Here is a 20,805-nt window from a genome sequence, read left to right on the forward strand (position 1 = left end):
CATGGGAGCGGGGCGGGACGTCGGACTTTCCAAACCTTCCCTCGAGGAGCTGTCGCACATGTCGCTTCGAAGCACACTGTCGGTTCTGGCCCTTGCCCTCTCGCTCGCCGTGCCGACCCTGGCCACCGCTCAGGACCTGAAGGTCGGCTACGTGGACTACCAGCGGGTCCTCCTGGAGGTGGCCGACGGCAAGGCCGCCAAGAGCCGCCTCCAGAAGTGGGTGGAGGGCCGTGAGAAGGAGATCGCCCAGGAGCAGCAGAATCTCCTGAAGGAGAAGGAGACGCTGGAGAAGCAGGCCAGCGCCATGAGCGAGGAGGTGCGCGCGCAGAAGGCCGCCGACTTCCAGAAGAAGTACATGGAGCTGATGCAGAAGTTCGAGAAGAGCCGCGCGGAGATCGCCGAGCGTGAGCGCAAGGAGATGGAGCCCATCATCGGGAAGATCGATGACGTCATCGGCCGCATCGCGCAGCGCGAGGGCCTGGGCCTGGTCTTCGAGAAGCGGGACTCCGGCCTGGTGTTCGCGCTGAGCCAGTATGACCTGACGAACGAGGTCATCCGCACCTACAACAGTGGCTCGGGCAAGCCGAAGGACGCTCCGGTCGCCAAGGACGCTCCCAAGAAGTAAGGCCTCTTCGTGCACGCACCCAGCCCGCGCCGGCTCCAGGAGCTCGCCACCCATGTGGGCGGTGAGCTTCTCGGGGATGCCGGCCTCTTGATTACGGGGCTCAACGGACTCGCCGAGGCGGGTCCGGGAGAGCTCTCCTTCTACGGCAATCCGCGCTACCGCCGGCAGTTCGAGGCCACCCGGGCCTCGGCCGTGCTGGTGACGTTGGACGCCGAGCCTCGCGAGGGCGTGTCGTTGGTGCGGGTGGCCAATCCGCACCTGGCCTTCGCGAAGATCTCCAGCCTCTTCCACCCTCGGCCCTCCCACGAGGCGGGCGTGAAGCCCGGGGCGCACGTGCACCCCGAGGCCCGCGTGCACCCGCAGGCCACGGTGATGGCGGGCGCCACGGTGGAGAAGGGCGCCACGGTGGCGGCTCGCGCCGTGCTCTTCCCCGGCGTCTACGTGGGCGAGGGGGCGGGCATTGGCGAGGACAGCCTGCTCTACCCCAACGTCACGGTGCGCGAGCACTGCCAGGTGGGCGCGCGCGTCATCCTGCACGCCTCGTGCGTGGTGGGCGCGGACGGCTTCGGCTTCGCGTTCAACCCGGAGGGCGACAACGGCCCGGAGCACTACAAGGTGCCCCAGTCCGGCATCGTCCGCATCGAGGACGACGTGGAGGTCGGCGCCTGTACCACCATCGATCGGGCGACGATCGGCGAAACGGTCATCGGCCGTGGCTCCAAGCTCGACAACCTGGTGCAGATCGCTCACAACGTGAAGGTGGGCCCGCTGTCGCTCATCTGCGCGCAGGCGGGCGTGTCCGGCTCGGCGGAGCTGGGCATGGGCGTGGTGCTGGCGGGGCAGGTGGGGGTGGTGGGCCACATCCGCGTGGGAGACATGGCCAAGGTGGGCGCTCAGTCCGGCGTGGCCCATGACGTGGAGGACGGGCAGGTGGTCAGTGGCAGCCCGGCCGTACCCCACAGGGAATGGTTGCGCATGTCGGCCGCACTCGGGCAGATCAGCGATCTGCTCAAGGAAGTGCGTACCCTGCGCCGCAGGGTCGAGACGCTCGAGAAGAAGGAGAAGGGCGGATGATGGACATCGTGGAGATCCAGCAGTTGCTGCCCCACCGCTATCCGTTCCTCCTGGTGGACCGGGTAGTGGAGATCGTCCCCGGCCAGAAGCTGGTGGCGTACAAGAACGTCACCATGAACGAGGACTTCTTCAACGGCCATTTCCCGGGGCACCCGGTGATGCCGGGAGTGCTCATCCTGGAGGCGCTGGCCCAGGCCACGGCCATTCTCGCGTACAAGACCGAGAACATGGACCCCAAGGACATGGTGACGTACCTCATGGGGGTGGATGGGGCGCGCTTCCGCAAGCCGGTGGTCCCCGGAGACCGGCTGCAGCTCAACATCGAGGTCATCCGCCACAAGGGCGCCATCTGGAAGACGAAGGGCACGGCGACGGTGGATGGGGTGAAGGTGGCCGAGGGCGAATTCCTCGCCACGGTGGTGGACAAGAACAAAACGAAGGACACGGGCGGCGGCGGCTCCACGGCCGAGGCGTCCTGAGAGGCTAAGGAGGAGACACCATGGCTCAGGTTCACCCCATGGCGGTGGTCCACCCCGGTGCTCGCCTCCACGAGACGGTGGAGGTGGGTCCCTACGCCGTGATCGGCGAGAAGGTGACGATTGGCGAGGGGACGCGAGTGGGTCCCCACGTCGTCATCGACGGGCGGACGACGATTGGTGCGCGCAACCGCATCTTCCCGTTCGCCGCGGTCGGCGGGGCGCCGCAGGATTTGAAGTACGCCGGTGAGGACACCCAGCTCATCATCGGGGATGGCAACACCTTCCGCGAGTCCACCACGCTCAACATCGGCACGGCCGGTGGAGGCGGGGTGACGCGGGTGGGTGACAACAACCTCTTCATGGCCTACAGCCACGTGGCCCACGACTGCGTGGTGGGCAATGGCTGCGTCATCGCCAACAGCGTGGCGCTCGCCGGACATGTGGTGCTGGAGGATGCCGTCATCCTCGGAGGCCTGTCCGCGGTGCACCAGTTCACCCGGCTGGGCAAGCACGCCTTCGTCGCGGGCGGCTCCATGGTGGTGATGGACGTGGCCCCGTACTGCACGGCGCAGGGAGACCGGGCGGAGCTGGCCGGCCTCAACGTGGTGGGCCTCCAGCGGCACGGTTTCTCCGAGGAGCAGATCGGCCGCATCAAGGATGCCTACAAGATCCTCTTCCGCTCGAAGCTGCAGCTCGCGGAGGCGGTGGCCCAGCTCAAGACGGAGATGGGTGGGCACTCGGAGATCGAGTACCTGGTGAACTTCGTCAGTCAGAGCAAGCGCGGGCTGACACGCTGACGTGAACGTGGAACGCATCGGCCTCATCGCGGGCAACGGACGGTTGCCCTTCCTGTTCGCGAGCGCCGCCCGGCAGCAGGGGCTGGAGGTCGTCGCGGTGGCCCACCGGGGCGAGGCGGAGCCCTCGCTCGAGGCCGAGGTCGCCGAGCTGACGTGGGTGCGGCTGGGGCAGGTGGACCGCATCGTCCGCGCCTTCCGGAAGGGAGGCGTGAAGCGGGCGGCCATGGCCGGAGGCATCGGCCGGGTGCGCGCGCTGACGGAGGCGAGGCCGGATCTGGGCGCGGTGCGCATCATCTCGCGCCTGCGCAGCTTCCGGGATGACGCCCTGTTGCGAGCGGTGGCGGACTACTTCGAGTCCCACGGCATCACCATCGTGGCGCCCACGGACTGGCTGGCGCAGGCGCTGTGCCCCGAGGGACACCTGGCGGGGCCGCGGCTGAACGCGGCGCAGGAGAAGGACGTGACGCTGGGGCGCGAGGTGGCCACGCTGCTGGGCCAGGCGGACGTGGGCCAGACGGTGGTGGTGCACAACGGCCACGTGCTGGCGCTGGAGGCGGTGGAGGGCACGGACGAGGCCATCCGCCGGGGTGGGAAGTACGGAGGAGCGGGGGCGGTGGTGGTGAAGCGCTGCAAGCCGGGGCAGGACCTGCGGTTCGATCTCCCGGCGGTGGGCCCGCGCACCCTGGAGGTCATGCAGGAAGTGGGGGCGAAGGTGCTGGCCCTGGAAGCGGGCAAGACGGTGCTGCTGGATGCGCCGGAAGCTCTTCCGGGGGGCGGACAAGGCGGGGATCACCCTCGTCGGAGTCCCCTGAGCCCCGCGGCCCCCTGGCTGCCCTCCGTGCCTGCACCCGCTCCCTCCGGGAGAGGGCTGGGGTGAGGGTCGTCACATTCCACGCCTGTGTGGAATGCTCGCCTCCCAAGAGCCTGTTCCGGACACTACTCCGGGTCTCGATCCGGGTACGCGTTGCAACGAGCCACGCGCCCCGGCCAGGGTTGGCCTCGTCCCCGGAGGTAGCCACCACGCATGAACGCCCGCCTCTTGCTGCTGTGCCTCACCCTGTCCCCCTTGTGCGCGCTCGCGGATGCGGTGCGCGTGTCGCTCCAGCCCCAGGCCGCGTTGGGCAAGGGGCTGCCGGAGCTGCGGGTGCACATCGAGGAGCCCATCGCCGGCTTCGAGCTGAAGCTCGAGCGCGGTGACGGCCAGCAGGTGCGGGTGAAGGGCGGAGGCAAGCCGGGCGTGACGCGAGCCCTCCCGCTGGAGCAGCCCGAGGGCCGCTTCCACTACGAGGGGGAACTGGTGGTGCGCTTCCCGGACGCGGAGGAGGCCTCCATCCCCCTGTCCTTCGACACGGAGCTGCTGGGGCCGCTGAAGCTGACGGTGGTGCCCGAGGACGTGGACGTGGAGGGGCGCAAGCTGCGCTTTACCCTGTCCCGGCCCGCGGCGCGCGCGCAGGTGACGGTGCTGATGGACACCGGGAAGACGGCCTTCGACGGCGAGGTGCCCTTCGACGGCGCGCCCGCGGGCAAGCCGCTGGAGGTGACGTGGCCGGCGGCGGAGGGCAGGGTGCTGCGCATCTCGCTCAAGGCCTTCGACACCTCGGACTTCTACACGGCGATGGACCTCTTCCCGTGGCGGGTGGACATCCCGCATGAGGAGGTCAACTTCCCCTCGGGCCGCGCGGAGGTGCCGGCGGCGGAGCGGCGGAAGCTGGACGCCAGCCACGCGCTCATCGCCGACGCGGTGACGCGCTACGGCCGCTTCGCGGAGCTGCGCCTCTACATCCTCGGGCACACCGACACGGTGGGGGACACGGACTCCAACCGGAAGCTGTCGCTCGAGCGGGCCCGGAGCATCGCGGCCTACCTGCGCAAGCGGGGCCTGAAGCTGCCCATCTTCTACGAGGGCCTCGGCGAGCAGTCCCCGCGCGTGGCCACGCAGGACGAGACGGACGAGGCCGCCAACCGGCGCGCCGAATACATCCTGGCCGTGGAGCCTCCGGCCCTGGCCAACACCCCCATCCCGCCCCAGTGGCGGAAGCTGTGATGCACCCCCCCAAGGAGAACCGACGGATGAAGCGACTCGTGCTGCCCGCTTTGCTCGCCCTCGCCGCCCCCGGCTGCATGCACTCGCGTGCGTCCCTCATCAAGCCGGACGAAGAGGCCAGCAAGTGCGAGCTGGTCCAGACGCTGATGCGGGAGCAGGTGCCCCAGGCGCTGCTGGCCGGCATCGCGGCGGACGGCCGTGACGGGCCCTCGCAGGTGCTCGTCTTCGTGCGCCGGCCCGAGGAGGCCATGCTGGAGCGCCTCTTCGCGGGCGATGAGCCCAGGTGCGGCGGGCCCAACTACCAGGTGGTGCAGTCGAGCACCTCGGACGCGGTGGTGCTCTTCCTCCAGCCGCGGGTGGGGGGCTACATCTACGACGCCGTGCGCGCGGCCCCGGACGAGCTGTCGCTGGGCGGCGAGGCCAAGGGCGCCATCATGAAGAACGAAGGCGGCGCCTGGGTGTCCTCCAGCATCTGAGCCGTGCGGGCCTGCTCCTGCCTCTAGCGGAGCAGGTCCTTCCCGCCGTCCGCGATGAACTGCACCGCGATGGCCGCCAGGATGAGCCCCATCACGCGCTCGAGGATGGCCACGCCGGACTGCTTGAGCACCCGCTGCACGAAGCCGGCGGCGCGCAGCACGAAGTAGCTCGTCACGAAGGTGAGCACGATGGCCACCAGCACGGGCACGGCGGACAGCAGGTTGTCGCCGCCCTTGGCCATCAGCACCATGGCGGTGGCGATGGCGCCCGGCCCCGCCAGCAGCGGCATCGCCAACGGCACCAGCGCCACGTCCTCCTTGCGCTCACCTTCCGCCTGCTCGGACGGAGTGGTGCGCGTTTCCGAGGGCCGGGCCCGCAGCATGTCCAGCGCGGTCATGAGCAGCAGGATGCCGCCGGCCACCCGGAAGGCGCCCAGCGAGATGCCGAACACCTTGAAGATGAGCCCGCCGAAGACGGCGAAGAACAGCAGCAGCGCGCACGACACGATGCACGCGCGCCGCGCCGTGCTGCGGATCTTCTCCTCCGAGTCCCCCGACGTCATCGCCAGGAAGATGGGCACCACGCCGATCGGGTCCACCACGAAGAGGACCGCCGGGAGCGCCATGAGGAACAGGGAGAGATGCTCGGAAAGCATGCGCCTCTCTACACGGTGAGACGCAGCTTCCACACCATCGTGAGGGCCTCGAGGAAGATCTTCCGGCTCATCTTCGACTGCCCGACGCGGCGGTCCTCGAAGATGATGGGCGTCTCCTTCACCGTGAAGCCCTTCTTGAGGCTGCGGTAGGTAAGCTCGATCTGGAAGGCGTAGCCGGTGCTCTTCACCGCGCCCAGGTCGATGCCCTCGAGCACCCGGCGGTTGAAGCACTTGAAGCCGCCGGTGAGATCTCTCACGCCCACGCCGAGGATGGTGCGTGCGTAGAGCGAGCCGCCCCGGCTGATGACCTTGCGGCCCGCGCCCCAGTTGACGGTGCCGCCGCCGCTCACGTAGCGCGAGCCCAGCACCAGGTCCACGCCCCCCTGCGCCATGTCCAGCATGGTGGGCAGGTAGCGCGGGTCATGGCTGAAGTCCGCGTCCATCTCGATGATGTACTGGTAGCCCGCCTCGAGCGCGACGCGGAACGCATGGAGGTAGGCGCGGCCCAGGCCCTGCTTCTTCTCGCGGTGCAGGACGCGGATGCGCGGCTCCCTGGCCGCCAGCTCGTCGGCGAGCTTCCCCGTCCCATCCGGGGAGTTGTCGTCGACGACGAGGATGTCCACGCGGGGATCGGCCGCGAGCACCGCCCGGGTGATCGGCTCGAGGTTGTCCCGCTCGTTGTAGGTGGGGATGCAGACCAGCGCTGGATTCATCGCGCGGCGGGACATACCAGAGCGGCAGGGGGTCCGCTCCTAGACTTTTTGGGCGGGGGGGAGCAGCTCCAGGACGGCCTCGGCGGCCCGGGCGGCGGCGCCATGCTGGCCGAGCCGGGTGCGCACCTCCTCCAGCCCTTGCAGCATCTCCTCGCGTGGTGTGCCTGGCACCCACAGGCGACGGATTTCCCCGGCGATGCGCTCGGGGGTCATGTCGCCTTGGAGCAGCTCGGGCACCACCCGGCGGCCGGCGAGCAGGTTGACGAGGGCCACGTGCGCCACCTTCAACATCATCCGGCCCACGAGGTAGGTGACGAGCGAGACGCGGTACACCACCACCAGGGGCCGCTGCATCAGCCCGGCCTCCAGGGCCGCGGTGCCCGAGGCGACGATGGCCGCGTCGCTGGCGCCCACCACCTCGGGGGCCCGGCCCTCCACGAGCACCGGCTGCACGCCACTGCCCTCGAAGCGGGAGAGGATCTCCTCGCGCGGGATGGTGGGGGCCACGGGCACCACCACCTGGAGTCCGGGGCGCTCGGCCACGAGCTGCTTCGCCGCGCCCACCATGCTGGGGAGGATGCGGCGGATTTCGCTCATCCGGCTGCCCGGCAGCAGGGCGAGGGTGGGTGTCTCCACGGGCAGGCCGAGCTTCTGGCGGAAGGAGGCGGCACTGGCGGGGGCGGGGACCTGCTCCACCACGGGGCTGCCCACGTAGCGGGCGGAGACGCCGGCCTCCCGGTAGAAGTCCTCTTCGAAGGGGAGGATGCAGAGCATCCGGTCCACCAGCTTCGCGATCGTCTTCACCCGGCCGCGGCGCCAGGCCCAGATCATCGGCGAGACGTAGTAGGCGACGGGGATGCCGAGCTTCTTGAGGCGGGCGGCGAGCCGGAGGTTGAAGTCGGGGATGTCCACGAGGATGGCGCAGACGGGGCGGCGCTCGGCGGCGGCCTGGGCCAGCCCGCCCATCACCTGGAGGATGCGCGGAATCTTGGGCAGCACCTCGGTGATGCCCATGACGTTGACCTCGTGGGCGCCGTAGAGCAGCTCCACGCCCTGGGCGGCCAGACGCGAGCCTCCCATGCCGAAGAAGGAGAGGTCCGGACGCTGGGCCTTGAGGGCGGCGACGAGCTCGGAGGCGTGGGCGTCACCGGACGCCTCGCCGGCCACGACGAGAATCTGGGGGGCGGTGGACATGAGAAGCGGCGCGCATCCTACCCGAAGCGCCGCTCAAGGCCACGTCAGCAGGAGCCCCACGCCGTCCGGGGCGGGCACCAGCCGCGCCGTGAGCTGCGAGTTCAGGCGCCAGTTGAGTCCCCACAGCACCGCGTCGAAGAGCAGCAGGAAACCGCCCTGCAGCAGCAGGCTCTTGCCCCACCCGCGCAACTGCGCCGAGTCCGTGCGCAACCCTCGCTCCAGGAGGAAGCCCCCGAAGGCGATGTAGCCCACGTCCAGGCCCGCGTTGAGCAGGAGGAGCTTCTCCATCTTCTGCCGGCGTTCCACGGGGCCAGAAGAAGTCGCCGGAGTCTCAGCCCGCGGTTCCGGGCTCGAAGCGCGCGAGGAAGACCTTGAACTGCAGCGACACGAAGATCGTCCGCGGCGCCACCAGTCCGGTCCGGGCCAACATCGCGAACAGGGCGGCCTCGGACTCGATGGGCCGTATCACCGAGAAGAGCTGGCGCCGACGCTCCAGTTGGTCCGGGGGGACTCCATAGGCCCGCAACCGCCGCAGCTCCACGTTCGTCAGCTCGGGATCCTTGCCGACGCGGCAGCCCAGGACGAGGGGCGCTCCGGGCTTGAGCCGCCGGGTCACCTCCCGCAGCAGCTCGAGGCGGGCCTCCTCGCCCTCCACATGGTGCAGGACTCCCATCATCTGCGCGCCGTCGAACGGGGGGCCGGGCGGCAAGGTGTGCAGCTCGCCCACGTGCAGGTGGGTGCGCGAGAGCAGTCCCTCGGCCTCCAGGCGCTGGCGGGCGACGGCGAGCATGGCGTCGGAGGGATCCACGCCCGTGAAGCGCCAGCCCGGCACGCCGAAGCGGGAATAGGGCATCAACTCCGCGCCCGTGCCCATTCCCACGAAGAGCAGCGACGCGGTGTCCTGGCCGTCGAGCTGGGCGGTCAGCGCGCTGACGCCGAGCTCGTACATCGCCTGGGCGCCGGCGAGGTTGACGGACGCCTGGGCGTCGTAGTGGGCGGCGCGGTCGGCGCCAAAGCCCGGCACGACGTGGTGGACGGAGTGGGCAGGGTGTTCGTGAGCCATGACGTGTCCTCGGGCGGCCCGCGGGAGGCGGGCGATTGATTCAAAGGATGCGTCGGGACCCCGATGAATGGGAGAGCGGGGATTCAGGCAGGATCGGCGGAACTTCCGGTAGGCTCCAACCGTGTCGGCGCCCGCGCCCGGAGGCTCCCGTTACCCAGGTGTCGCACGGGAAACGGCCAGGGTAGACGGCGCCCCCCCGGACGCAGCAGGCTCCCGGTCATGGCGCCTCCCACCGACCCGATCATCCGGACACTGCTCCCCGCGGAGGCGGCGGCCTTCTGGTCGCTCCGGCTCCGGGCCCTCCGGGAGCACCCCGCCTGTTTCGCCTCCTCCCCCGAGGAAGAGGAGAACGTCCCCCTCGACGTGGTACGGGCCCGGCTCGACAGCCAGTCTCCCTCGACGAACCTCGTGCTCGGCGCCTTCGTGGACGACAAGCTGGTGGGCATGACGGGCCTGCGGCGCGACTCCTTCCGCAAGGCGGCGCACAAGGCCCGCATCTGGGGCATGTACGTCGCGCCGGAGCACCAGTCGCGAGGCATCGGCAGGCGCCTGCTCGAGGCGGCGATCGACGCGGCCAGGAAGATGGGCGGCGTCGATCAGCTCCACCTCGAGGTGGTGGTGGACAACGGCCCGGCCCGGGCCCTGTACCTCGCCTTGGGTTTCCAGTCCTACGGCGTGGAGAAGCGCGCCCTGCGGATTGGCGACAGGTTCGTCGACGAGGAATTGATGTACCTCGCGCTCTGAGCGGGAGCACCTGACGCATCGCTGAAGTTTTGCTTATCGCCGCTTCCTGACTCCGTGACGCGGTCCTGGGAAATCGCGGTTTGATGCGCTCCGATATGCCCCCACATGTGGGGTGGGGTACCCGATTCGTCAACTCATGGGGGACGACGCATGAGCCAGGAGGGTCAGGGGACCGTGCCGCGGTTCACCCGCGAGCACTGGGAGCGGGACTTCGCGCGGCGGATCTCCCTCGCGACGCCGAGTGACACCGCGCGTGGCGTGTTCTGCATCGGCCTGTTGAAGGCCATGGAGGATTTCGGGGGCGCGGAGACGGCGCGGCACTGTCTGGAGGCCAGTGGCGAGAAGAGCTTCGTGGAGCTCTTCAACTACCCCATCGCCACCTATCTCCGGATGGTCTCCACCGCCGTGCAGCTGCTCGCGGCGAAGTATGGAGACATCGAGGAGGCGCTGCGGCGGATCGGCCGGAGGGCGGCGGCGGACTTCCGGGAGTCCTCGGCGGGCAGGGCCATGGGGGTGATGCACGGGGGCGATGCCCGGCGCCTGCTGGATTGCCTGCCCGTGGTGTACCGGGTCGCGTTGAGCTTTGGCAGGTACGAGTTGACCTGGGTGGCGCCGGCGCATGCCCGCTTCGGCGTGAAGCGCACCTTCATTCCCTATCCGTTCCACGAAGGCGTGCTGCTGGAACTGATAGAGAAGACGAAGGTCCACCGGTTGAGGGTGCGCGGCCACCAGGTGGATCCGCTCGATAGCGAGTACGAGATCTCCTGGGGATGAGGCCTCACAGCAGCATCGCCAGCAGCACCTGGGCGAGGATGATCTTGGCCACCGTGGCCAGCGGATAGACGGTGGTGTAGCCCACGTTGGGCAGATCGTTCTTCGTCTGCTCCAGCGCGAAGCCGAGCACGGCGGGCTGGGTCTGCAGGCCGCCCAGCAGACCCGTGAGCACGCTCATGGGGATGCCGAGCACCTTGTGGCCGAGCACGAGCGTGGCCATCGAGACGGTGAAGGTGATGAGTCCGCCCGCGACGAGCAGCGCGAGCCCTCCGCCCTGCGTCAGGGTGGAGACGAAGGCATGGCCGGAGCGGGTGCCCACGCCGGCGAGGAACATCACCAGGCCGATCTGCCGCAGGGTGAGATTGGCGCTGTAGGGCAGGCCCCAGACGAAGCGGCCCGTGCGTCCCAGCCAGCCGAGCACCAGCGCCACCACGAGCGGGCCGCCCGCGAAGCCCAGCTTCAGGTCCACGCCGCCGGGCAGGGGAATGGGCACCGAGCCCAGCAGCAGCCCCAGGGCGAGCCCCAGGCTGAAGCTGAGGATGTCGATCTCACTGATGGCGCGGTACGAGTCGCCGAGATAGCGGCTGACCTCGTCGAGCTTGTCGCGCCGGGTGAGCACGCGGAGCCGGTCGCCCGGCTCGAGCACGGTGTCCTCCTGGGCGAGCATGTCCACGTCGCCGCGCCGCAACCGGGTGGCCACCGCGCTGAAGCGGCCCGGGAGCCTCCAGCTCGGCCAGCCGCCGCCCGACCACCTCCGGGTTGGAGACGAAGATGCGCCGGTAGTCGAGCACGCTCCGGTCATGCGCCAGCGGCTCCTGGCTCACCTCGCCGAGCCCCGCGGTGACCTCGTCCAGCTCCTGCGCGGGGCCCACCACGGTGACCAGGTCCCCCGGCTGCAGCCGCGTCGAGAGGTCGGCGATGTCCAGCTCGCTGCCCCGCTGGTGCCGGCCGAAGACGACGTCCCAGCCCAGGCGCTGCATGAGCGCGCCCAGGGGCTCGTCGGGCGCGCGGAGCACCTTCACTACCCGCGTCTCGAGCGGCTGGTTGACGGAGCCGGGCTCCCGGGTGCGCTCGGCCTCGGCGCGGTAGTCCACCTTCCACAGTCGCTGCGTGAGGGCGATGGCCAGCAGCACGCCGATGACGCCCAACGGATAGGAGATGGAGTAGCCCACCACCGGATCCGCCAGGGCCTGCGCGTCGTGGGGAGCGCGCAGCTTGAGGAACTCGAGCTCGGCGGCGAGCGCGGGGGTGTTCGTCAGAGAGCCCGCGAACAGGCCACCGGCGAGCGTGGGCCGCAACCCGAGCACGCGCTGCGCGGCCAGCGTGAGCCCGAGCCCCAGGGCCAGCATGCCCAGCACGAGCAGGTTGGACTTCAACCCGCGGGGCCCGAAGGAGCGGAAGAAGGACGGGCCGCTGCTCAGACCGATGGTGTAGACGAAGAGCACCAGGCCGAGCAGGTAGATGATCTCCGGCAGCTTGAGGTCGGGGTGCAGCGCGCCGATGGCGATGCCGACGAAGAGCACCGCGGCGACGCCGAGCGAGCTGCCCGCCACGCGCACACGTCCCAGCGGGTAACCGATACCGATGACGACGAACAGCAGCAGGAGCGGGTTGTGGAGGAGGAGCTCGATCATGGGTGCTGGGGACAGTCCTACACGCCTCCGGTACGGCTGTCCCGTCTGGAAACTTCCGCGTCCCGTGCGCAACGTCTGGCCGTGCACGTGAGCCTCGGACTTCCAGCCAGTAGGGGGCTCCGGAACGCATGAGCAGCCTGCGTGCCCGCGCCCTGGCGGGACGTGCATCGCCGGGCGGAGCCGGAGGCGGATTCCATGCGTTGGGAGACACGCTGTGCCGGAGTGCTCGCCGCGTCCCTGTTGGCCGCCTGCAGGACCGAGGCGCCGGTTCCGGAGTCCCAGAAGTGGCAGCCCGAGGAGACGGGCCCGGCCTGTGTGGTGGACGCGCCCTACACGCCGAGCTTCCAGCCGGAGCCGCAGTGGGAGTGGACCGGGAGCACCGTGCTGCCCGACTTCCACCGCGTGCTGGCGCATCCGGTGGTGGTGGATGTGAACGCCGATGGGATTCCGGAGGTGGTGTTCAACTCGGCCCCGGCAGAGGCGGTGCTCTCTGGCTCCGGGCCGGCGGTCCTCCGCGCCATCCGGGGGGATACCGGCCAGGAGCTGTGGGCGGTGGCGGAGCCCTCTCTGAGGACCCAGGCCGCGCGGAGCCTCGCGGCGGGCGACCTCGACGGGGACGGCGGCGTGGAGCTGTGCACCCTGGCGGAGAGCTCGCTGGACATCCTCTGCTTCCGTGGCGACGGCACCCTCCTGTTCCGCATCCCGGAGCCCTCGCGGGTGGAGTACGGGGGCGAGCTGTCGCTCGCGGACCTCGAGGGGGACGGGCTCCTGGAGATCCTCGACGGGCATCGTGTGTACGGCCACACCGGGGCGTTGAAGTGGACCGGTTCCATCCCGGGGACCACGGCCTTCGGCGTGGACCTCGACCTCGATGGGACGCAGGAGGTGCTCAACGGCCCCGCGGTGTACCGCTTCGACGGGAGCCTCCAGTGCATCACGGCGGATGTGAGCAACGCCTGGGCCGGGGTGGGCAACTTCGACGCGGATCCCGAGGGGGAGATCGTCGTGGCGCACGGCGAGCAGGTCTCCCTGTTCGACACGGACTGCACTCACCGGTGGACGGCCACGCTCGAGGGCGCCAGCTTCTATGCCCCCAACATCACGGACTTCGATGGTGACGGCCTGCCCGAGGTGGGCGTGGGCGGCGCGGAGTCCTACGCCGTCTTCGAGACCGACGGCACCCTGAAGTGGACGGTGGCGCTCGACAGCCAGGGCCAGGTCTGGTCCACCACCTTCGATTTCGAGGGGGATGGGCAGGTGGAGGTGGTGCTCAACGACGAGGGCTCCCTGTACATCCGCGACGGTGCGACGGGAGCCCTGCGCTTCCAGTCTCCGCTCGGGGCGACGGTCCACCAGAAGACGCCGCTCGTGGCGGACGTGGATGCGGATGGCAGCGCGGAGATTGTGGTGGCCACGGCCGTGTTCCGGGATCGGAACGAGGGCTGGAGGGACACCCGGGACGTGTGGAACCAACCGGCGTACGCCGTGGGGCTCGACACCTTTCATTCCAATGCCTGGAGTCCCCGCATGGTCGCCGCTCCGGACCTCACCGTGTCCCTCGTGAGCGCCTTCTGCAATCGCGACACCCGGGCGCTCGAGCTGGAGGCTCGCGTGGAGAACCTGGGCGACGCCGTGGCCCCAGCGGGACTGAAGGTGGCCTTCTACGCGATGGGCTCGCTGCTGGACGTGGTCACCCTGACGGAGCCGCTGGAGCCGTACACCTCCACGGAGCGCACGATGTCCCTGCACACGCCCATGGAGAGCTTCGTGGAGGTGACCGTGGTGGTGGACGACGACGGCACCGGCGTGGGCCGGGACAGTGAGTGCAACGAGCACAACAACCTCGACTCCGGCATGGTGGACCTCTCGTGTGATTTCAATGAGGCGCCGGTGGCGCTGTGCCGGGACGTCTCGGTGCCCGCCAATGCGGCCTGTCAGGGGAGCGCCAGCGTCGACGCGGGCAGCTACGACCCGGACGACTGGCCCGCGCCGCTCACTGTCTCCGAGTCGCCTCCCGGCCCATTCGGGCTCGGCGCGCACGCCGTGACGCTGGTGGCCTCGGATGGAGAAGAGAGCGCCCGGTGCGTGGGAACCGTCACCGTGGTGGACGGCACGCCTCCGTCCCTGTCCTGTCCGGCGTCACGGGTGCTGGAGTGCGCCGAGGGTGGCGTCGTGGCCACCTACGCGGCGAAGGCCTCCGACAACTGCGGCCCGGTGGTCCCCTCCTGCGTTCCGTCCTCGGGCTCCACCTTCCCCGGGGGCACCACGCCCGTGGTCTGCTCGGCCATGGATGGTTCTGGCAACAAGGCCTCGTGTGGCTTCACGGTGACGGTGCGGGACACCCAGCCGCCCACGCCGGGTGCGGAGAAGGGGCTCACGCTGTGGCCACCCAACCACCAGTACGTCACCGTTTCGCTCGCCCAGTGCGCCGCGAGTGCCCGCGATGCGTGCTCGGGAGAGCTGCCCCTGGAGCAGTACGGGCGGATCACCCGCGTCACCTCGGACGAGGTGGAGGACGGTCTTGGGAATGGAGACGGCCGCACCTGCGATGACGTGGACGTCACCGGGGGCACCACGTCCGTGCGGCTGCGTGCCGAGCGCGAGGGTAGGTCCGACGGCCGCGTGTACACGGTGCACTACACCGTCGCGGATGCCTCGGGGAACAGCCGTGCCGGAAGCTGCCGCGTGAGCGTGCCGCATGATCAGTCCGGCACCGCGGCGGTGGACAGCGGACCGAAGTACTGCGCTGGCGAGGGCTGCCCGGCGGGACAGGGCGGGAGCCTGCTCTGCCGGTGAATCAGGCGAGGGAGCCCGTCACGCGCCGGGGGCCGTCTCCAGCGGGAGCACCATGCAGACGCGGCTCGCCTCGGGGAGTCCCATGCGTGTCTCGTGCTCGCGGATGGCGCGCAGCCCGGGGCCCACCTCGTCGTCCCGCATGATGCGGAAGCCCCAGCGCTCGTAGTTGGGCGCGTTCCAGGGCACGTCCCGGAAGGTGGTGAGCAGCATCGCCCGGTAGCCCCGCTCGCGCGCGTGGCGCTTCAACACCTCGAAGAGGGCGCGGCCCAGTCCCTGGCGCGCATGGGCCGGGTGCACGTCCAGCTCCGCGATGTACGCCGCGCCATCCACCTCCTTGCCGAGGACGAAGGCCGCGATGCCTCCCTCCGCTGTGGCGGCCACCCAGACGCCTCCGTGCCGCTGGTACTCGCGGAGCTGCTCGAGGGACTGGCTCTCCAACCGGGCCGCGAAGGGATGTGCTGACTGGAGGAACTGCTGCGCGGCGAGGTGCTCGACCTCCGGCAGCACGGCCAGTTCCTCGGGCCGGGCCCGCCGCAGGGTGTAGCCGCGCCAGGGGGTGCTCTCCGTCTCCATCTCTCGCTCCGGGTTCAGTCGCTCGGCTGCTCGCTGTCCGCCATCCAGCTTTTCGCAGGTGGGGGTGTCCAGGTGGCACTTTCAAGCAGCCCGTACTCCTGCACATGGACGGTCCGCGCGGTGCTCTCCCTGAACTCTTTCACTCTGGGAGCGTCCGGCTTCTTCCTGGGCAACCGGGTAAGCGGTTCCCGCGACGGAGAAAGAGGGCGCCGGGAGCGAGGGAGCACGGATACCCCTGATGCGAGCGGGCCGAATGTGTACACTCGGCGGCCCTTGAAGACGCTTCTTCTGGCCGAGAGCCATCCGCCCACTCTGGAGCATCTGACCGGGTTGTTGTCTCAAGCCGGGTACACCGTGCGAGCGGTGAGTGACCCCGGCTCGGCGATGGAGCACTTCGTCGCCGACAACCCGGACATGGTGGTGGTGTCCGTGGACCTGCCGCGCCTGGAGGGCTCGCACGTGGGCCACCTCATCCGCAACCACAGCCAGGGCGCGCGGGTGCCCATCGTGGCCATCGACAAGGGCCACCTGGGCCGGGCGCGTGGAGTGGCCTCGGTGCTGGACTTGAAGGTGAACGCCTACGTGGCGGATCCGCTCAAGCCCGGCGAGCTGGTGGGCAAGCTGCAGTCGCTGGCGAACGTGGCCGCGCAGAACGGGGCGCCGCTCAAGGGCGTGCGGGCGCTGCTCGCGCGTCCGGCGGTGGTCAGCGGCGAGCTCAAGGGCTTCCCGTTGCCGGCGCTGCTGGTGTCGCTGCACCGGTTGCATCGCGATGGCGTGCTGGTGGTGGCGTACAGGGATCTGACGCGGCGGGTGTTCTTCGCCCGGGGCGGCGCGGTGAACTACGACTCCAGCGCGCGGCAGGACGCCCTGCCCAGCTACCTGCTGCAGCGCCAGGTGGTGACGGAGGCGCAGGCGGAGCGGGTGGTGCAGGCGTTGGGCTCGGGAATGCGCATTGGCTCGGCGCTGGCGGAGGCGGGGGTGGAGGCGGCGGGCGAGGAGCTGCTGCACCTGCTGCGCGACTACACGACGGACCGGCTGGCCCAGGTCATCGGCATGCGCGAGGGCCGCTACGCCTTCTATCCGGGCGACGAGTTCCAGGCCGAGGTGGCCACGGTGGAGACGCCGGCGCTGGCGCCGATCCTCGATGGGGCGCGGCGGGCCATTCCGCTCAAGGTGATGGCCGCGCCGCTGCGCGCGCACCAGGCGGAGTACCCGGTGCGTACGCCCGAGTTCGGCAAGGATCTGGCCGAGCTGGGGCTGAACACGGACGATCTGAAGATCGCCATGCAGGTGAACGGGCGCATCCCGCTGAGGGATCTGCTGGCGCACGGGCGGGGGGACTTGCGGCGCGGGTACTCGCTGCTGTGGTTCCTCAAGCTGGTGGGCTGCGTGAGCTTCTCGCCCACGCCCGTGGCGAGCGGTCCCGGCGAGGTGGTGGCGGTGCCGGAGTCCATCGCCCCGCGCAAGCGCAAGCCGCTGCCGCCGGAGACGGAGACGAGCCTGCGGGACGGCGCGGTGAAGATCATCACCGGCAGCTACTTCCGCTGCCTGGGGCTGGACATCGCCGCGGACACGGAGGCGGTGGAGCGCGCCTACCACGAGCTCGCCACGCACTTCCATCCGGACAGCTACGCCGAGTTCGACACCTCGGAGATGAAGGACCTGCTGGAGTCGGTGCAGGAGAAGCTGTCGGCGGCGTACCGGGTGTTGTCGGTGGAGGAGAAGCGCAAGGCGTACCTGCAGTACCTCATGTCGCGCATGGACGTGGGGCGCTCCACCACGGTGAACGTGGACGCGGAGATCATCCTGCGGCGCGGGGAGGCGGCGCTGAAGCGCAAGCAGTTCCGCTCGGCGCTCATCCACTTCGAGGAGGCGGTGACGCTCAACCCGCAGGAGCCCGAGTACTACTCGTACCTGGCGTGGGCCACGTTCCTGGCCGGCACGGGGCCGAAGGAGGACCGGGCGAAGGCGGCGCAGAAGGTGCTGCGCAAGGCGCTCTCGCTCAACCCGTACCTGGAGCGGGCGCTCATCATCTCGGCCATCATCGACAGCGAGATGGAGGACGCGTCCGGGGCGCGCAAGAAGCTGTTGAAGGTGCTCGAGCTCAATCCCAATGCCCAGCTCGCCAAGGCCGCGCTGCGCAAGGTGGGCCGGTGATTTCGTGATGGGGAAGTCGTTGTGGAGGTTGTTGGGGTACGCCCGGCCGCACGTGGGGGTGCTGGTGGCGGCCTTCGCGTGCATGGCGGTGTTGGGGCTCGCCACGGGGGCGTACGCGTACCTGATGGGCCCGGCGCTGCGCTTCCTGCTGTCGGGTGGCGCGGAGGGTTTTGGTGGCGCGCAGCCGGTGCCGTGGCTGTCGGGCCTCCCCCGCGAGGCCGTGCTCTGGGGCTTCCCCGTGGTGGTGCTGACGGTGGGGTTGGTGAAGGGCGTGGGGTATCTCGGGCAGTTCTATTTCATGGGCCTCTTCGCCCAGAAGGTGGTGGCGGACCTGCGGCGGGCGCTCTTCGTCCGCCTCACCGCGCTGTCTCCCGCGCAGTTGGCGCGCGAGCGGATGGGAGATCTGCTCAGCCGTTTCTCCTCGGACGTGCAGGCGGTGGAGCAGGCGGCGATGTACACGGTGGGCTCGTACCTGCGGGACACGGTGCAGATCGTGGTGCTGGCGGGCGTGGCGCTGTCCATCAGTCCGGTGCTGGGCGGGTTGATGCTGTGCGTGCTGCCGCTGGCGGCGCTGCCGGCCTCGAAGCTGACGCGCAAGGCGCTGAAGGGCACGCGGGAGGGCCAGGTGCAGTTGGGCCACCTCGCGGGGCAGCTCCAGGAGGGCCTCGGGGGCATGCGCACCATCCAGGCCTTCAACGGCCAGGCGGCGGAGCTGGAGCGCTTCTCGGCGCACGCGAAGGCGCACGAGGAGGCGCTGGTGCGGGCCGCGTGGGCGAGAGGCGGAGTGCCGGGAATCATGGAGGTGCTGGCGGCTGCGGCGTTGGCGGGAGCGCTGGCCTACGCGGCGGCCACGCATGCGATGGAGCCCGAGTCCCTGCTGTCGTTCCTCACGGCGGTGGTGCTGGTGTACCAGCCGGTGAAGGACCTGGGGCGGGTGACGCAGTTCGCGATGCAGGCGGGCGCGGCGGGCGAGCGGCTCTTCTCGCTGCTGGATCTGCGCCATCCGGTGGAGGACGTGCCGGGGGCCGTGGAGGCACCGGCGCCGCGGCGGGGCATCCAGGTGGAGGGCGTGCGCTTCTCCTACGGGGAGCGGCGGGCGCTGGACGGGCTGACGCTGGAGCTGCCGGTGGGCAAGGTGGTGGCACTGGTGGGGCCGAGCGGCGGAGGGAAGAGCACGCTCACCAGCCTGCTGTTGCGCTTCGAGCGTCCGCAGGAGGGCCGCCTCTGTTTCGACGGGGTGGACGTGGACGGCTACACGGCGGCGAGCGTGCGGGCGAAGTTCGCGCTGGTGACGCAGGAGCCGTTGCTCTTCTCGGGGAGCGTGCTGGACAACCTGCGCTATGCGCGGCCGGACGCGACGCGAGAGGAAGTGGAGGCGGCGGCGCGGGTGGCGAACGCGGACGGCTTCATCCGGGCGCTGCCCGAGGGTTACGAGACGCGGGTGGGTGAGCGCGGAGTGAAGCTGAGCGGAGGCCAGCGGCAGCGGCTGTGCATCGCGCGGGCGGTGTTGTCGAAGGCGCCGGTGCTGGTGCTGGACGAGGCGACGAGCAGCCTGGATCCGGAGAGTGAGCGCGAGGTGCAGGCGGCGCTCGCGGCGGTGCTGCCGGGGCGGACGGCGCTGGTGATCGCCCACCGCCTGTCGACGGTGGTGGAGGCGGACCTCATCTGCGTGGTGGAGGCGGGGCGGGTGGTGGAGCGGGGCAGCCACGCGGAGCTGCTGAAGGCCGGAGGCCGCTACGCGGCGCTGTGGGCGCTGCAGACGGCGGCACCGGAGCGGGGCGCGGCGTGAAGCCCGCGGTGGTGGTGGGCAAGCTGCTCCGGGCGTTGCTGGGGCTGGTGCTGCTGCTGCTGGGGGTGGCCGGCTTCTTCACGCTGGCGGCCTCGTATGCGGAGTACCCGGTGGTGGCGTCCCCGGCGGAGGGAGCCGGGTGGGTGCGCGGAGCCTTCCATGTGCACACGCTGCGCTCGGACGGGCGGGGCACGGTGGAGGAGGTGGCCGCGGCGGCGAAGGCGGCGGGCCTGCACTTCGTGGTGCTCACGGACCACAACGACGTGGGCCCGAGGGAGCCCGTCTTCGTGGACGGGGTGTTGATGGTGCCGGGGGTGGAGCTGTCCACGGCGCATGGGCACCTCGTGGCGTTCGGCCTGCGGCGCCCGCTGGAGGGCTTCCAGAAGTGGATGGACGGAGGGGAGGCCGAGGCGGCGGTGGAGAAGGCGGGTGGGGTGAGCGTGCTGGCGCACCCGGTGCAGAAGCGCAACCCGTGGCTCCACGAGGAGTCGGCGCGGCGGGCGGATGGCTTCGAGCTGTACTCGGCGGACACGTTCTTCCGGGACGCGATGCGCAACCCGTTCAGCCGGTTGCTGCCGGCGGTGGGCGCGTCCTTCGGCAATGGCGTGCACGGGGTGATGCTTCTGGTCGAGCCGGGCCCCGAGCCGATGGAGAAGCTGTTGGCGCTCGAGCGGGAGAAGCCGCGGGTGGCGCTGTGCTCACACGACGCGCACGGCCTGCCGCGCTACGAGGATGTCTTCCGGGCGTTGGCGATGTACCTGCCGGACGTGGGGAAACTCCCCGAGGACGCGCGGGCCGCGGCGGAGCAGGTGGTGAAGGGGCTGGCGGGTGGCGGGGCGCTCTGCGCCTTCCGGGCGCTGGGGGAGCCCGAGGGCTTCGCGCTGGAGGGCTTGAAGGCGGAGCGCCGGGAGGCCCACGTGGGGGACGTGCTCACGGTGCGCCTGCCGCCAGGAGCCAGTGAGAAGGTCCGAGTCGAAGTCCGAGGGGCGGGGCGGCTGAGACCGGATGGAAGGTCGGTGGAGCTGGTGGAGGAGGGGGCGGTGCAGGTGGAGGCGTGGGTGGAAGCACCGGGACGCTTCTTCGGAACGCAGTGGAGACCCTGGCTGGTCCCGAGTCCGGTGAAGGTCCTGCCGAGCCCCAAGGTTCCCTGACCCGCAAGAGTGAAACGGCCGCCCCCGGGTGAACGGGAGCGGCCGCTGTGTCACCGCGCGATCAAC

The 20,805-nt window shown here is 70.3% G+C and carries 19 protein-coding genes and 2 pseudogenes; 13 read left to right on the plus strand and 8 right to left on the minus strand.

What is annotated here, in order from left to right; translation table 11 throughout:
- Positions 1 to 58 precede the first annotated feature (58 nt).
- The 7 genes and pseudogenes from ACN28I_RS00345 (at position 59) to ACN28I_RS00375 (ending at position 5,495) form a co-directional block, all read left to right on the plus strand.
- Complete coding sequence (locus ACN28I_RS00345; protein WP_420940207.1) at positions 59 to 625, plus strand: OmpH family outer membrane protein; 567 nt, start codon at positions 59 to 61, stop codon at positions 623 to 625.
- A gap of 9 nt (positions 626 to 634) precedes the next feature.
- Positions 635 to 1,699: a UDP-3-O-(3-hydroxymyristoyl)glucosamine N-acyltransferase gene (gene lpxD / locus ACN28I_RS00350; RefSeq protein ID WP_420940208.1), complete on the plus strand. Its 1,065-nt coding sequence runs from the start codon at positions 635 to 637 to the stop codon at positions 1,697 to 1,699.
- A complete protein-coding gene (fabZ, locus tag ACN28I_RS00355) occupies positions 1,696 to 2,178 on the plus strand; it encodes a 3-hydroxyacyl-ACP dehydratase FabZ (protein WP_420940209.1) in 483 nt (160 codons plus the stop codon). The genes lpxD and fabZ overlap by 4 nt, the downstream gene beginning before the upstream one ends.
- 20 nt (positions 2,179 to 2,198) lie before the next feature.
- Positions 2,199 to 2,975, plus strand: a complete 777-nt coding sequence (lpxA, locus tag ACN28I_RS00360) for an acyl-ACP--UDP-N-acetylglucosamine O-acyltransferase (protein ID WP_420940210.1) — start codon at positions 2,199 to 2,201, stop codon at positions 2,973 to 2,975.
- A gap of 7 nt (positions 2,976 to 2,982) precedes the next feature.
- A pseudogene (locus tag ACN28I_RS00365) lies at positions 2,983 to 3,787 on the plus strand (LpxI family protein).
- Positions 3,788 to 3,999: 212 nt separating this feature from the next.
- Positions 4,000 to 5,019 carry an OmpA family protein gene (locus tag ACN28I_RS00370; protein ID WP_420940211.1) on the plus strand — a complete coding sequence of 340 codons (1,020 nt, stop codon included), beginning with the start codon at positions 4,000 to 4,002 and terminating at the stop codon, positions 5,017 to 5,019.
- A 26-nt stretch (positions 5,020 to 5,045) separates the two neighbouring features.
- Complete coding sequence (locus tag ACN28I_RS00375) at positions 5,046 to 5,495, plus strand: hypothetical protein (RefSeq protein ID WP_420940212.1); 450 nt, start codon at positions 5,046 to 5,048, stop codon at positions 5,493 to 5,495.
- 23 nt (positions 5,496 to 5,518) lie between these two features.
- On the opposite strand, the gene ACN28I_RS00380 is transcribed toward ACN28I_RS00375, so the two are convergent.
- The 5 genes and pseudogenes from ACN28I_RS00380 to ACN28I_RS00400 form a co-directional block, all read right to left on the minus strand.
- On the minus strand, positions 5,519 to 6,151 hold the full coding sequence (locus tag ACN28I_RS00380; RefSeq protein ID WP_420940213.1) for a MarC family protein: 633 nt from the start codon (positions 6,149 to 6,151) through the stop codon (positions 5,519 to 5,521).
- A gap of 8 nt (positions 6,152 to 6,159) precedes the next feature.
- A complete protein-coding gene (locus ACN28I_RS00385) occupies positions 6,160 to 6,864 on the minus strand; it encodes a polyprenol monophosphomannose synthase (RefSeq protein ID WP_420940214.1) in 705 nt (234 codons plus the stop codon).
- A gap of 39 nt (positions 6,865 to 6,903) precedes the next feature.
- Positions 6,904 to 8,058, minus strand: coding sequence for a lipid-A-disaccharide synthase (lpxB, locus tag ACN28I_RS00390; RefSeq protein WP_420940215.1), 1,155 nt, complete (start codon positions 8,056 to 8,058; stop codon positions 6,904 to 6,906).
- A 33-nt stretch (positions 8,059 to 8,091) separates the two neighbouring features.
- A pseudogene (locus ACN28I_RS00395) lies at positions 8,092 to 8,370 on the minus strand (DUF6992 family protein); the annotation flags it as partial.
- A gap of 19 nt (positions 8,371 to 8,389) precedes the next feature.
- Positions 8,390 to 9,121: a class I SAM-dependent methyltransferase gene (locus ACN28I_RS00400; RefSeq protein ID WP_420940216.1), complete on the minus strand. Its 732-nt coding sequence runs from the start codon at positions 9,119 to 9,121 to the stop codon at positions 8,390 to 8,392.
- 219 nt (positions 9,122 to 9,340) lie between these two features.
- On the opposite strand from ACN28I_RS00400, the gene ACN28I_RS00405 reads away from it, so the two are divergent.
- Together ACN28I_RS00405 and ACN28I_RS00410 are read left to right on the plus strand one after the other, a co-directional pair.
- Positions 9,341 to 9,865 (plus strand): GNAT family N-acetyltransferase, encoded by a 525-nt coding sequence (locus ACN28I_RS00405; RefSeq protein WP_420940217.1) that lies wholly within the window; start codon positions 9,341 to 9,343, stop codon positions 9,863 to 9,865.
- Between the two features lie 150 nt (positions 9,866 to 10,015).
- Entirely contained in the window at positions 10,016 to 10,639 is a 624-nt protein-coding gene (locus tag ACN28I_RS00410; protein ID WP_420940218.1) for a TIGR02265 family protein, read from the plus strand.
- A gap of 4 nt (positions 10,640 to 10,643) precedes the next feature.
- Here the strand turns inward: ACN28I_RS00410 and ACN28I_RS00415 are convergent, their stop codons facing one another.
- Positions 10,644 to 11,306: a hypothetical protein gene (locus ACN28I_RS00415; RefSeq protein WP_420940219.1), complete on the minus strand. Its 663-nt coding sequence runs from the start codon at positions 11,304 to 11,306 to the stop codon at positions 10,644 to 10,646.
- Positions 11,188 to 12,273, minus strand: a complete 1,086-nt coding sequence (locus tag ACN28I_RS00420) for a hypothetical protein (protein WP_420940220.1) — start codon at positions 12,271 to 12,273, stop codon at positions 11,188 to 11,190. Before ACN28I_RS00420 ends, ACN28I_RS00415 begins: the two co-directional genes overlap by 119 nt.
- A gap of 195 nt (positions 12,274 to 12,468) precedes the next feature.
- On the opposite strand from ACN28I_RS00420, the gene ACN28I_RS00425 reads away from it, so the two are divergent.
- Positions 12,469 to 15,069 (plus strand): HYR domain-containing protein, encoded by a 2,601-nt coding sequence (locus ACN28I_RS00425; protein ID WP_420940221.1) that lies wholly within the window; start codon positions 12,469 to 12,471, stop codon positions 15,067 to 15,069.
- A gap of 18 nt (positions 15,070 to 15,087) precedes the next feature.
- On the opposite strand, the gene ACN28I_RS00430 is transcribed toward ACN28I_RS00425, so the two are convergent.
- Positions 15,088 to 15,642 carry a GNAT family N-acetyltransferase gene (locus ACN28I_RS00430; RefSeq protein WP_420940222.1) on the minus strand — a complete coding sequence of 185 codons (555 nt, stop codon included), beginning with the start codon at positions 15,640 to 15,642 and terminating at the stop codon, positions 15,088 to 15,090.
- A 273-nt stretch (positions 15,643 to 15,915) separates the two neighbouring features.
- Here ACN28I_RS00430 and ACN28I_RS00435 point away from each other — a divergent pair, with 273 nt between their 5' ends.
- The 3 genes from ACN28I_RS00435 to ACN28I_RS00445 are packed head-to-tail and all read left to right on the plus strand — an operon-like array spanning position 15,916 to position 20,739.
- Positions 15,916 to 17,799 carry a DUF4388 domain-containing protein gene (locus ACN28I_RS00435; RefSeq protein WP_420940223.1) on the plus strand — a complete coding sequence of 628 codons (1,884 nt, stop codon included), beginning with the start codon at positions 15,916 to 15,918 and terminating at the stop codon, positions 17,797 to 17,799.
- Positions 17,800 to 17,806: 7 nt separating this feature from the next.
- Positions 17,807 to 19,588 carry an ABC transporter ATP-binding protein gene (locus ACN28I_RS00440; RefSeq protein ID WP_420948532.1) on the plus strand — a complete coding sequence of 594 codons (1,782 nt, stop codon included), beginning with the start codon at positions 17,807 to 17,809 and terminating at the stop codon, positions 19,586 to 19,588.
- Positions 19,585 to 20,739: a PHP domain-containing protein gene (locus ACN28I_RS00445; RefSeq protein ID WP_420940224.1), complete on the plus strand. Its 1,155-nt coding sequence runs from the start codon at positions 19,585 to 19,587 to the stop codon at positions 20,737 to 20,739. Before ACN28I_RS00440 ends, ACN28I_RS00445 begins: the two co-directional genes overlap by 4 nt.
- Positions 20,740 to 20,805 lie beyond the last annotated feature (66 nt).

It is taken from the genome of Archangium gephyra (genome assembly GCF_049060025.1).
In the GTDB taxonomy this organism is placed as follows: Bacteria; Myxococcota; Myxococcia; order Myxococcales; family Myxococcaceae; genus Archangium; species Archangium gephyra_A.